Here is a 13144-nt window from a genome sequence, read left to right as displayed (position 1 = left end):
TCACGAAGCAGATGGCCTCAGTGGATGGCCGCGTACATGATCTTGTCTTCGGTCGCGGTGGCGGCATCGAACTCCTCGACAATCCGGCCCTGACGCGCGACCAGTATCCTGTCGCCGATGCTCAGAACCTCGGGCAGATACGAGGAAATCACCAGGACGGCCTTGCCCTCTTCCGCCAGGTTGCGGATTGCCTGGTGAATGACCGGGATGGTTCCCACATCGACGCCGCGCGTCGGTTCGTCGAAAATCACCAGATCCGGTTCCTGCACCAGCGCCTTCGAGATCATGACCTTTTGCTGGTTTCCCCCCGACAGCTCCGAGATTTTTGCATCACGGTGCGTCGATGAGATCTTGAGCTTGCCCACCCAGCTATCCGCCAGGGTCTTGCGCTCTGTCTTCGAGATGAAGAACCTGCGCCCAAGGCGCGTCGCCAGGCGGCCCAGATAGATATTGTCGTCCACGGTCATCGTTTCGAAAAAGCCGTTCACCTTTCGATCCTCGCTGATGTAGACGATCCCGTCATTGATGGCCTGCCCCGGCACGCGGTAACGCACCGGCTTGCCATTCAGATAGATCATGCCCCCGTTGATCAGGTTGCGTTTGAATTCGCCGCAGACGACCTTGGCGATTTCGGTACGACCCGATCCGATCAGGCCCGACATCGCCACGACCTCGCCCGCATAGACCGAGAACGACATGTTCTTGACCGCGCTGCCCATGGTCACATTCTCGACGCTCAGCACCTTGCGGCGCACCTGCCTGACCTTCTCGGTGTCGCGCGCCGCGCGCGCATAGTGACTTTGCGAGACGTCGCGCCCGACCATCGCCTTGACCAGACTGTCGCGGTCGAATGCCGTTGCGGGCTTGCAGGCGATGACCTTGCCATCACGCAGAACGGTGATCCGGTCCGCAATTTTCAGCGACTCTTCAAGCGCATGAGAGATATAGACGATCCCCACACCATGTTTGCGCAGATCCTCGATCAGGTGAAAGAAGTGCAGGATCTCTTCTGGTGTCAGGCTGGCGGTCGGCTCGTCAAAGATGATGACCCGCGCATCGAAGCGCAGGGCGCGGGCGATCTCGACCATCTGCCGCTGCGCCGCCCCGAGAGAGGACACCATCGCGGCGGGATCCACATGGAAGTTGCGCGATTGCAGCTGCTGTTGCGCCTTGATGTTCAGCGGTCGGAAGCGGTTGTAGAACTTTTCGTTGCCCAGTTCGATGTTCTGGGCGACCGTCATCGTCGGAACAAGGCTGGTTTCCTGATAGACCATGGCGATGCCCTGGCGCAGCGCATCGGCCGGGCTTTCGAATACTACCGGAACGCCATCCACCTCGATCGTGCCGTGGGTCAGCTTGATGGTGCCGGCGATGGATTTCGAAAGCGTCGACTTGCCGGCGCCGTTTTCCCCGACAAGGGCATGGACCTCTCCGGCGCGGATGTCGAAATTCACATCCTCGATCGCGTGAACGCCGCCATAGACCTTGCTGCCAGAGGTAATGCGGATAATCGGCTTGTCCTGCTTATCCATGCCCATGACCCCTTTGCTGCAGCACTAGCCGCTTGTGCCCTTTGGACAGGACAAAAAGCCCCTCCCCATGCAGACAGGCCGCGGTCACGCCATGACAGGTCCCGCCGACGCGGCTGTGCAGGCTTTCCATGATGTCGCCCTCGCTGTTGATCCGCACCACCAGCCCGTAGGATCGCGGCGGCGCCCACGCCTTGACCAGGCCCAGCTTCTTGATGCCCCCGCCCTGCAACGGTTCCTTGTAAGAGCCTGTGGCGCACAAGGACGGCGCGATCCAATAGGCCGGATCAATTTCGGCCATCATCGCGGTGCGGAATTCCGTATCGCTCAGGACCAGTTCCACCAGATGCGTACGGGCCGCGAAAAGGCATACCCAATATCCACCCTCCCCGTCCGGGACAAGGCGGCAGGGATAGCCGGGAAAATTCCGGACCACCTTTCGGCGCGCCTTTCCCTGCCGGTCGCACAGGGTCAGCGTATGGGCCCAGCTTTCGCTGTAAAGAACATGGCGGTCATCGGGTGTCACCGCCACACCCGCGGGATAGGCAAGGTTGCGGGCAATGATTTCCGCCTTGTCGGCCTTCGGGTCATGGCGGATCAAAAGGCCGGTCGCGTTCCTTTGCATCAGGTCGACAACCCAATCGTCCGGCCTGTTCCGGCCCGACCCCTGCGTCAGAAAGACGGTGCCATCGGTCGCTACCGCAACCGAGGTGAGGCATCCCAGCGCCTCGCCCCCCGCCTGCCGCAGCCAATCCGTCCGATCGCCGGACATCATCGCAAGCCCCTCGCCCGCGACGCAGACCAACAGCCTGCCGTCAGGATGGAACGCCAGCCCGCCGGCATTGCCCGGCAGGCTGGCAATCTCTTCCCATCCGCCAGCGCCCGCGCTCTGGCGCAGCACCTTCTTGCCGGTGGACACATGCAGGACGCCTGCTGCGTCAAACGCCATGTCATCGGGCGGTGCATCGAAGCCGGATACCTCGACACAGCGGTCCAGCGCATCGTTGGGTGACAGGTTGCCATCCATCACCGGGATGGAATGCGGATCCTTGTTGCGGTTGAGGATCGCGCGGATCGTCCTGAGCATCTGCGACATTGCTACACGTTCCTCCGCTTGTCGCCCCAGTAGGATTCCCATCCGGTCCAGGTCTCATCGACACCGTCGAGTTTCAGCCGACCGATGCGGTTATTCTCCAGCCCGCCAAGATAAAGGTATCCCTTATGCTCCCGCATGGAGGTGATGGTCGGATGGTTTTCCCCGCCGGGGTCCCAATAGGACGCCTCGGGCTTGCCGTTGGCATCCAGCTTGATGACGCAACCGTTGTTCACGCCGGGGAATATCCACTCATCCACCGGGATTTCCTTGACCATCCGGTACCGGAAACCCGGACTGCGCATCGCAAGATCGAAGGCGGGATAGCGGATACCGACAAGTGCCACCCAATAGCCACCGTCAGAGGCGCGGTTGATATTGTCCAGATAGCCCGGAAAATCGTCGGCCCACACCTCCATCTGGCCCGCCTTGGGACCCGCGATCCAGTATTGGAAAATCTTGCAAAGCCAGGTGCTGGCCACCAGCACGGACTGACCGTCATGGGTCAGGCAGACACCGTTGGGAAAGACCATGCTCTTGACGACGGTGCGCGTTTCACCCGTTGCCGGATCGTGTTGCACCAGGCGCCCGTTGCCGCGCCCCTCGACCCCATCCACGTGCCAGCTGTGCATCTCGTAGCGGATCGTGGCTTCGGAAAAGTAGATCTTGCCGTCGGGCGCGATATCAAGATCGTCCGCCAGCCTGAGGCGTGAATCGTCGTTCAGCTTGTACCATGTCCGGTTGGTCTGATCCGTAAGCTTGTAGATCTCGCCGTCGGGGCGCACGCCATAAAGACCCATGCCACCCACGCAGACGATCAGGTTCTCATCCTTGTCGAACGCCATGCCCAGAGGGCGACCGCCGATGCGGGCAAAAACCTCGCGCTGGGTGAAATCCGGCCCCGAAAACCGGACGATCCAGCCTTCGCGCGTACTGCCGTAAAGCCGCCCCTGCCGATCGAGAATGACGTCCTCCGGCCCTTCGATCATGTCCAGGCCAATCGCTTCGACCTTGCTGAGCGCGTTGTTTTCGGCCAGGGGCGACCCGCTTCCGGGCTCGATCGCAGGCATCGGCCCGAATTCCACAAGGGTCGGGTTCACATAGATCTTCTGGATCACCTTGGCGCGGTTCTTGGCCCATTTCACGTCAAGCCCCACGGCGATCAGCAACAGCAATCCCAGAAAGACCGACGTGACCGGGCCGGGCGCGCCCAGCCGGACCAGCCCGTTCACAAGGACGAACACGATCACCGCACCGATCATGGCGCGCGCAATCGTGCCCTTGCCTCCCGCCAGGGATATACCGCCCAGCACCACGGCGGTAAGGGCCGTGACCTCCCAGCCACTGCCGGTATCCGTGCCGGGGCTGCTTTGCCGCGCCGCGTACAGAACGCCTGCCAGGCCGCACAGGACACCGGACATCACATAGGTCAGAAACAGCAGCCGTTCGACCTTGATACCGACATGCCTTGCCGCCTTGCGGCTGGAGCCGATGGACATGATGTGCCAGCCGGGCCGCGAATTTCGCAGGAAGAAATGCCCGACCAAAGCCACCAGCATCAGAATGACGACATTGACCGGCACACCAAGGATCAGACCGTCACCCAGGAAATCCCAGGCGGCGTTGTCGACCCAGGCGGTCGCGATTTCAACCGAATAGCCCTTGTTGATCAGCTCGACGATGGCGCGGTAGATGATCAGCGTGACCATCGTGGTTAGAAACGGCCGCGCCTTGAGATAGCCGATCAGCACGCCGTTGACGCCACCCAGAACCGCGCCGCACAGCACACTGGCCCCGAACACAATTCCCACAGGCAGCTGGAAGACGCTGATCAACATCAGCGCCACCAGATTGACGATCCCCACGATGGCCCCGACGCTCAGGTCGATCCCGCCGGAAATGATGACGATCGCCATCGCGATTGCCACGAAGCCGAATTCGGCAAACTGGCGGGGCAGTTCCACAAGGTTGTAGGCGGTCGCGTAATTCGGCACCGTCAGAGAAAAATAGGTGATCAGCGCCACCATGATCGCGAACGGGATCGCAGGCTCCATCCACGACTTCGACAGCAGATCCGACAGAAAGATGCGGAACGAAAACCGCCAGCGCAATGCCTGCAGGCGTGAGCTGGTGCTTGTACGATCGGTCATACTTGTTTCCAGTTGTGTCAAGCCGGTCAAAAGGGGTCGGGAAAGCGCCATGCGCTTTCCCTTTTGGCGCGGTTTCGGTGCTTAGCCCGGCACGTCGAAACACATGGCAGGATCGACATTGTCCTTGGTCACCCAGAACGGACGGCTGTAATGCGCCATCCGCAGGTCCTGCGGGGCAAGGCCCGATTGCAGCATGAAGCTGACGGCGGACATGATCGCCTCGCCCTGCTTGGGGGCGCTGTAGTTCAGGAACTTGTAGAACAGCCCGTCATCGACATTGGTGCAATCCTGACGGTTGCCTTCACCGGAGGCATAGACCTTGACCTGATCGGTCTTGCCGGCGGCCTTCACGGCCTGGGCGGCCCCGTTCTGCATGGTGCCCCAGAACCCGAAAGTCGCGCACAGATCGGGATGTTGCTGCAGCACCGTGGCCGTGATGGTGTTGGCCTTGCTGGCATCCCAGGCGGCATCCTGCTCGGATACGATCGTGATCGAACTGTCGGCGGCCAGGGCCTCCTTGAAACCGGCAAGCTGTTCGATGCTGGCGGCCGAGGTCAGGTCACCCTGCACAACCGCCACCTTGCCCGAAGACCCGCTGGCCGCACCGCAGGCCTGCACGACATCCTCGCCGACCATGCGGCCGACCTGCGTCCAGTCGGCACCGACATAGGCGCCTGTCTTGTAGTTCGAAACCATGTTGACCTGAACAACATGGATCCCGGCCTCTTCCGCCTTTTTCAATTGCTTGGCCAGAAGCTGCACGTTGAAATTGTGCACGATCAGAACATCGGGCTTTTCCGCGATCAGCGAATTGACGATCTGCACCATCGTGTCAGGATTCCAGCCGGGATCGCGCACATCCAGCGTCATGCCCATCTGATCCGCTTCCTGCTGCATGACATAGGTCCACATGTCCGTCAGCGGAAAGCCAAGCGTCGTGGGCATCCAGGCCACTGTCTTGCCGGCCAGCTTTGAATCGACCAGCGCGCGCAATTCGGCAGAACTGTTGCCCCCCGCCAGTTGCTGCGCGTTTGCGGCCAATCCCCCGCAAAGGGCAATCGCCGCGGCGACAGGAAGACTCGTGACCAGTCGTGACATCACCTTTTTCTTCGTCATTTCATTCTCCTCCGTTTTGTGTGTTCGGTTCTTCTGCCCAGGTCTTTTTCCATCAGTCGCCCTGGCGTGCGGTTTCTTCGTTTCTCGGGTGCAGGAAGTTGTCGAGCAGGATCGCCCCCAACAAGACCAACCCTTTGATGATGCTTTGCAAATTGCTGTCGAGATTCATGATGATCATCCCGTTCAGCAAGGTGCCGATCAACGCTGCCCCCACGACCACGCTCAGGACACTGCCGCGCCCTCCGACAAGCGAGATCCCCCCCAGCACGACCACCATGATGACGTCGAAGATCAGCGTCGAATTGATCACCTGGGTATTCATGCTGGCGTTCATCGCAGCCATCACGAGACCTGCCAGAAACCCGATCACGGCACTGGTCGTGTATTCGAAAACGGTCAGGGGCCGCACCGGAATGCCCGAAAGCCTGGCTGTATCGGCATTGTCTCCATGTGCGTAGATGAACCGCCCGATACTGGTGCGCGACAGCATCAGATGCACCAGAACGGCCAGAACCGCGAAGACGATCACCGGGAACGGAATGCCGAACAGACGCCCCTGCCCCAGATAGAGGAAAGCATCATTGCCTTTGGGTATGTAGCTGATGAACCCATCCAGAACGGCGATCCGCGCAAGGCCATAAACCAGCAAACCGCTGGCAAGGGTGGTGAACAGCGCCGGAATTTCCACGAAGGCAATGATCAACCCGTTCGCAACCCCGATCAGCAGCGCCACGGCCAGTCCGGCCAGCAGGGCCAGGGGCACAGGGTATCCCGCCCCGATCATCTGGCACACGATCGCCGCACTGACAGCCATCGCCGTGATCTGCGACAGATCCAGGCCCCGTCCAATCACCACGACCCCCATGCCAAGGCTGAGCATGCCAAGGATCGCGACGCTGTTGCTCATGGTCAGCAGGTTGCCCAGGGTCGCAAAACCCGGAAGCGTCAGGGTGAAGATCACGCACAGGGCCAGCGTCACCAGCAGAACGATGACCTCCTGCGACAGGACCCGGCCCTTTGATCGCAAAAATGCCTGTACAAGCCCAGCCTCGGTCATGCCGAGGCGCGCCTTGCCGCGTTTTCGATCCTGTGAAGGCCGGTCTGGTGAAACGTGAAAACACTCACAACATTCTCCCCCCGCTTGTCAGACTGCATGCGCGGACAAAGGGCGCTGCAGACTGTCTGAAATCCCGTCCCGATCATTTCGGCGCTCTGCCCTCCTCCGGGACTCGGCACCACCGCGATCAGCATTTTGATTTCACCTAACGATCACTTGTTATGCTAAATGTGTCAAGGTCGTGCTGCAAAGCACGCGATCCGATCACGGAAGGGACTGAACGCATGATCAAGCTGACCTTTTGCCTGCGCCGCCAACCTCACCTGACGCGTGCCGATTTTCAGACCTACTGGCGCGACATCCATGGGCCGATCGTTGAAAGACATCGCGATGCTTTGCGATTCATCGCCTATCATCAGATACATACAATCGACGACCCGATCGGCACCGCCCTTGCCGAGATACGCAAGGCCCCCCCGGCCTATGACGGGGTAGCCGAGATGATCTGGGCGTCACGGGCAGATCTGGACCAGGCCATGAACAGCGCCGAAGGACGGACCGCGGGCCGCGAATTGCTGGCCGACGAGAGACGCTTCATCGATCTGGCCCAGTCCCCCATCTGGCTGGGTGAAATCCCGGTCAGCCTGACCGCAGCGCAGCCATAGCATCGCCTTGCCCCGGTTTCATGGCAGGGACCGGCACGCATTCCGGCCCCGGATCACACCTGTTTGCCCTGACAGCGCCGATTCCGCTGCTATGCTGGCCCTCAGGACATTTGCACGATGTGGCACAGGAAAAGGGGTTGATGATGCGGTGGCTGTTTCGGATTTTTGGGGCCCTTCTGGTCACGGTGGCCGTCTGTGCCATCGCTTTGCTGATGTTGCCAGGCGACCGGATCGCACAGGTGGCCGTGGATCAGATCAAGGCGCAGACCGGGCGCGAGGTTGTCCTGCGCGGCCAAACCACCGTCAGCTATTACCCCGTTCTTGGCGTCAGCACCGGCGCGGTCCAGATCGCGAATGCCGACTGGTCCGAGGCCGGGCCGATGCTGGTCGCAGACAGCCTCAAGCTGGGGGTGGACCTGATGTCGCTGATCGGCGGCGATGTCCGGATCACCGGTCTTGAGATGGTCAACCCGCAGGTCTTGCTGGAAATCGGGCGCGACGGGCGCGCGAACTGGCAGCTTGGCGTCGATGGGGTGGCGCCCTCCGGTCAATCTTCGGGCGTCAGCACCGCGCTGGCCCTGTCGCTGGACCGTGCCCTGCTCACCGGGGGGCAGGTGCGGTTTGTCGATCACCGCAGCGGCGCGCAACAGCATGTCGATGATCTGTCGGTCGACCTGCGCTGGCCCCAGTATCGCGGTGCGGCGCAGATCGCGCTGGCCGCACGGCCACAGGGCGCGGGCCGGATCAGCCTTGCCGGAGAGATTGGCAATCTTGCCGCCCTGATCGAAGGGGAGGCCACGACCATCAGCCTTGATGCCAAAGCCGACGGTGGAACCGCCCGCTATGATGGCGGCCTTGGCATGCCGCTGGATCTGGATGGCAAACTTGCCGTGACCCTGTCCGATACCGGCGCCTTTCTGGCAGCACTCGGCCTGCCGCGCATCGACCTGCCGCCCGGCCTTGGGCGCAAGGCCAGCGCCACGGCGGATCTGCGCCTGACGCCCGCGATGGACCTGTCGCTGCGCGGGCTGGCCCTGACGCTGGACCACAACCGCCTTGACGGCGCGCTGGATGTCGCGCTGGGACAGACGGTACCGACCGTCAACGCACGCCTGTCCGCAGGGATGATCGACCTCTCGGGTGCAACGGCAGGCACCGATGCAGGCAATGCAGGCAGCGGGACGGCGGCAGATGGCGGCTGGTCCAGAACCCCGATAGACGCAAGCGCACTTGGCCTTTTCAACGGCCAGATCGACCTGACGGCCAGCGCGCTGCGCGTGGCCGGGCTCAGCTTTACGGATGCCAGCCTGACCACCACGGTGGATCGGTCCCGCGCCGTCGTGGTGCTGAACCGGCTGGCCGGATATTCCGGCGGCATGAGCGGCCAGATCGTGGCCAACAACCGCAACGGCCTGAGCGTAGGCGGAGCCCTGCGCGCCGCTTCGGTCGAGATGGAGAGCCTGCTGAACGATCTTGCCGGGATCAACCGTTTCACCGGCAAGGCGGATACCGATCTGGAGTTTCTGAGCGCGGGAAACAGCGTTCATGCCATCATGAACGGGCTGTCGGGCAAAGGCAGCCTGTCCATGGCGCGGGGCACGATCAAGGGGATCGATCTGGACAGCCTGATGCGTCAGGGTCTGGCCACTGGCGGCACGACTGTTTTCGACAGTCTGTCCGCCAGCTACACGATGGAGAACGGCAATCTCTACAATTCCGACCTGTTGCTCAGCCTGCCCGTGATTTCGGCATCGGGCGAGGGGCGCATCGGCCTTGGCGCGCGCGATATCGATTATCTGTTCACCCCGCGCACAGCCAGCGCCGAGTCGGGGGGCGGCGTGGTGATCCCGGTCCGGATCCGTGGCCCATGGGCCGACCCACGGATCTGGCCCGATATGGAAAAGGCGATTGATCTCAATCTCAAGGCCGAGAAAGAACAGGCCCGCCAGGCGGTTGAGGAAAAGCTCCGCGAGGAGCTGAAGCTGCCCACCACGGAAGGACAGAGCCTGGAAGATGCGGCAAAGGAGAAAATCGAGGAAGAGATCCTGAAGGGTCTGGGCCGGTTGCTGCGCTGAATGCCTGCCCATCCTGACGCCGGGCCTGCGCCCCGGCCTTTGCACGCGCACTGACCATTCCGGGTGTGATCCATACCCTTCAACTTTCGGTCCGGCGCGAATCGGTTGTGCGCCGTCAATCGCGCGGTCTAGGCTTGATTTTGCGGAATTTCCCAACTTCCCCAAAGCGATAGGAGTCAGACCATGACCAAGGCGATGACAGGCGGTGAAGCGATCGTGAACGCGATTTCGGCGCATGGGGTCGATACGGTCTTCGCCTTGCCGGGTGTGCAGACCTATCCGTTGGTGGATGCGCTGAAAAAGGCCGAGGCTTCGATCCGGGTTATCGGCCCAAGGCATGAACAGGCGGCGGCCTATATGGCCATGGGCTATGCACGGGCCACGGGGCGGCCCGGTGTATTCTCGGTCGTGCCGGGTCCGGGTGTGCTGAACACGGGTGCGGCCCTGTGCACCGCTGTCGCCGTCAATGCGCCGCTGCTATTGCTGACGGGTCAGGTTCCGTCGAACTTCCTGGGGCAAGGGCGCGGACATCTGCATGAAATCCCGGATCAGCGGGCAACGCTGGCCTCTTTCATCAAGTGGGCGGAACGCATTTCCGATGCCACGGCCGCGCGGCCCCTGGTCGATGAAGCGTTCCAGCGGATGACCACCGGGCGGCCCGGTCCCGTCGCGCTGGAAATGTGCTGGGACACGATGGCGCGACCGGCCCCGGTGCCGGATGCAGGATCAACCGCGCCAAAGCCCGCGCGCCCCGCGAATCCGGTAGCGATTGCCGAAGCGGTCGCGCTGCTGAAAACCGCCAGATGCCCGATGATCATGGTCGGTTCGGGCGCACAGCACGCAGGCGCCGAGGTTCTGGCCCTGGCCGAGATGCTGAATGCCCCCGTCACCGCCTTCCGTGGCGGGCGGGGCGTTGTCTCGGCCGATCACCCGCTCAGCGTCAGTTCGGCGGCAGCCTATGAACTCTGGCGCGATACCGATGTCCTGATCGGTATCGGATCAAGATGCGAGATGCAGGCCATGCGCTGGCGCGGCATGATGGACGCCTCTGACCGGCTGGCCGCGCCACGAAAACTGATCCGCATCGACATCGAACCCGAGGAAATGCTGCGGCTCAAGCCGGATGCCGGTATCGTTTGCGACTCCGCCATTGGCACGGCGGCCCTGTCGGATGCCCTTGCCGCCGAAGGCGTTGCGATGCCGGGCAATCCCGGGCGGATAGCGCTTGCGCGGGAAAGGTCGGCGGAACTGGTCGGAAAAATCCAGCCGCAGGTGTCCTATCTTGAGGTCATCCGCAAGGCTCTGCCGCGCGACGGCATCCTGGTGAAGGACATGTGCCAGGCGGGATATGCCTCGTATTTCGCCTGGCCGGTCTACGCGCCGCGGACCTACATCACATCCGGCTATCAAGGGAACCTGGGATTTGCCTATCCGACAGCGCTTGGCGCAAAGGTCGGGTGCCCGGAAAAGGCCGTGGTCGCCATTCTGGGGGATGGCGGGTTCATGTTCGCGTCTTCCGAGCTGTCCACGGCCGCGCAGCATGGCATCGGCGTGGTTGTGATCGTCTTCAACAACCAGGCCTACGGGAATGTCAGGCGTGACCAGATCACGAATTTTTCCGGCCGCACGCTTGCAAGCGATCTGCCCGGCGTCGATTACGTGAAAATCGCGCAAGCATGTGGCGTGAAAGGGTTTCGCGTCACCTCGCCCGAGGATCTTGCGCCGCTGCTGGAAAAGGCGATTGCCGAAGATGTTCCAACCCTGATCGAAGTGCAGCTTGATCCGGACGCCGAGACAAACCCCTGGCCGCTGATCCTGCGCCCGGACATTCCCTATTCCGCCTAGGCGATATCCGTTCAGCATGGGATGACATGACAGGCCGCGCCATTGCGCGCGACGGTGCGCCCCGTCAGTGATCAGGGGATTTTCGGGCATGCACCATACGCCCCGGCATATGCAGCCATGATCTGCTGCTTATGACAGCGTCCTGACGCGGCATCGGGCATTCCGGGGACGGTTTTTGTCATGAACGACGGCTCCCGACAGATCGGCGGCCTGAACAGTTCCAAAAATGTCGCGAATAGCCATATAAATATCTACTGCATTGCTGACTGGCAGGTTTTCCTGGCGTAAAGGGTTGTTCGGGCACGGCCAAAGACAGGGGTTTCCCGTTTACGGCACCGAAGAGCACGGCATGACATGAAACGAACACAGGCGACCTGATGGTAACGAGTAATAATGGCGGCGTATTTGAAATAGCCTTCGCCGATGGAAAACGTGTCAGATTCCATTCCGGTTCCGCCGGCGAATTCTTTTTGAACGCCGTCTTCATGAAGTTTTTCTTCCTGGCTCTTGGGATCAACGCCCTGCTTCAATTCCGTTTTGACGTGGGTGGTTCGCTGACCTGGGTGACCTTCACCATTTGGATCACGATCGGCTTTGTGCTGCTCATCTGGTTTGTGATCGCCGGCACCTTCGTGCGCTTCCTGCAACAAGGCGGCCACATTCGACTGATCTACACGCCTTTTCTGACCATACCCGGTGTTGTGCTGACCGAACTCTCGGCACAGCTGATCGCGCATCTTTTGCTGGGTACGAACTTTCGGAATGTCGAGAATTTCCTGCCGCCTCTGGCGCGTGATTTCGTGGTGCTGATCTTGTTCGACATTCTCTTCGGCACATACGTGGCCCCCTTGCATCCGATGCGGGTCAAAGCCACAAGTTCTGCCCCGGAACGCGCCACAGAACGGGCATCGGTCGTATCGCAGCCAGCAGCCAAGCTGCGCCCCGAGGACGACCGGACCAGCCCGCATGCGGGCCGCGTCGCCCCGGAGCCGAAGGCGCAGCCCGGCGGGTCAGCCGAGACCGAGCAACCCGAACCGCAGAACGCCCAGACCATCCAGATCGGCGGCGAACGGGTCATTCTTGACTCGCTGCTGCGTGTTCAGGTCGAGGATCACTATCTGCAAATAGAACTCCCGGACCGCAAGTTGATGGTCAGGGGCCGGTTCAATGACCTTGTCCAGATGCTGGATGCGACACTTGGCATACAGATCAACAGATCGACATGGTTGGCACGCAAGACCATCTCACATGCCCAGAAACGTGCCGACTACAAGGTTCTGATCGTTCTGAAAGACGGCACCACCCATGCCGTCGCAAGGTCGCGCTGGGCGGGAACGATTGAAAAACTGCAAGGCTGGAATATTCCGGTGCGCCAATCGGACTGACCGCAAACGCAGGTGTCCCGGATCACCGGGACCATCCCGACGGGGGACAGACCAACGGGGGGCAGACGCGCCCAGGGCATACCGCTCTGCATAGAGGGCGGCCGCCCCTGGCGGGACGGGGTCGGATGGATCTTTCGGCGGCTGCCTGATGCTTTGCTTGCCGGACGCGTCCCCCGTCAACCGCCGTAAAGACCGGCCACCTTGGCGCGCAGGGTTATCAGGGCAAGCA

General features: G+C 61.6%; 9 protein-coding genes. 4 read left to right on the top strand and 5 right to left on the bottom strand.

Annotation, left to right across the window (positions count from 1 at the left end; translation table 11 throughout):
- Positions 1–17 precede the first annotated feature (17 nt).
- The 5 genes from ACFQ3C_RS00045 to ACFQ3C_RS00025 all read right to left on the bottom strand — a co-directional run bounded on the left by ACFQ3C_RS00045 (position 18) and on the right by ACFQ3C_RS00025 (position 6945).
- Complete coding sequence (locus ACFQ3C_RS00045) at positions 18–1532, bottom strand: sugar ABC transporter ATP-binding protein (RefSeq protein ID WP_380787949.1); 1515 nt, start codon at positions 1530–1532, stop codon at positions 18–20.
- Positions 1525–2625, bottom strand: a complete 1101-nt coding sequence (locus tag ACFQ3C_RS00040) for an SMP-30/gluconolactonase/LRE family protein (protein ID WP_380787946.1) — start codon at positions 2623–2625, stop codon at positions 1525–1527. The genes ACFQ3C_RS00045 and ACFQ3C_RS00040 overlap by 8 nt, the downstream gene beginning before the upstream one ends.
- A 2-nt stretch (positions 2626–2627) precedes the next feature.
- The gene (locus tag ACFQ3C_RS00035) at positions 2628–4772 is read right to left on the bottom strand and encodes an ABC transporter permease (protein ID WP_380787943.1); all 2145 of its coding nucleotides are present in this window, start codon (positions 4770–4772) and stop codon (positions 2628–2630) included.
- Between the two features lie 81 nt (positions 4773–4853).
- Positions 4854–5888 (bottom strand): sugar ABC transporter substrate-binding protein, encoded by a 1035-nt coding sequence (locus ACFQ3C_RS00030; protein WP_380787941.1) that lies wholly within the window; start codon positions 5886–5888, stop codon positions 4854–4856.
- 52 nt (positions 5889–5940) lie between these two features.
- Complete coding sequence (locus ACFQ3C_RS00025; protein ID WP_380787939.1) at positions 5941–6945, bottom strand: ABC transporter permease; 1005 nt, start codon at positions 6943–6945, stop codon at positions 5941–5943.
- A gap of 284 nt (positions 6946–7229) precedes the next feature.
- On the opposite strand from ACFQ3C_RS00025, the gene ACFQ3C_RS00020 reads away from it, so the two are divergent.
- The 4 genes from ACFQ3C_RS00020 (at position 7230) to ACFQ3C_RS00005 (ending at position 12915) form a co-directional block, all read left to right on the top strand.
- Complete coding sequence (locus tag ACFQ3C_RS00020; protein WP_380787937.1) at positions 7230–7610, top strand: EthD domain-containing protein; 381 nt, start codon at positions 7230–7232, stop codon at positions 7608–7610.
- Positions 7611–7753: 143 nt separating this feature from the next.
- On the top strand, positions 7754–9685 hold the full coding sequence (locus tag ACFQ3C_RS00015; protein WP_380787935.1) for an AsmA family protein: 1932 nt from the start codon (positions 7754–7756) through the stop codon (positions 9683–9685).
- Between the two features lie 183 nt (positions 9686–9868).
- A complete protein-coding gene (locus ACFQ3C_RS00010) occupies positions 9869–11530 on the top strand; it encodes a thiamine pyrophosphate-dependent enzyme (RefSeq protein WP_380787933.1) in 1662 nt (553 codons plus the stop codon).
- A gap of 485 nt (positions 11531–12015) precedes the next feature.
- Positions 12016–12915 (top strand): LytTR family DNA-binding domain-containing protein, encoded by a 900-nt coding sequence (locus ACFQ3C_RS00005; RefSeq protein ID WP_380787931.1) that lies wholly within the window; start codon positions 12016–12018, stop codon positions 12913–12915.
- Positions 12916–13144 lie beyond the last annotated feature (229 nt).

Origin of the sequence: Seohaeicola saemankumensis (assembly GCF_042678485.1) — a bacterium.
Taxonomy (GTDB): Bacteria; Pseudomonadota; Alphaproteobacteria; order Rhodobacterales; family Rhodobacteraceae; genus Seohaeicola; species Seohaeicola saemankumensis.
This window is presented reverse-complemented; position numbering and strand designations above follow the sequence as displayed.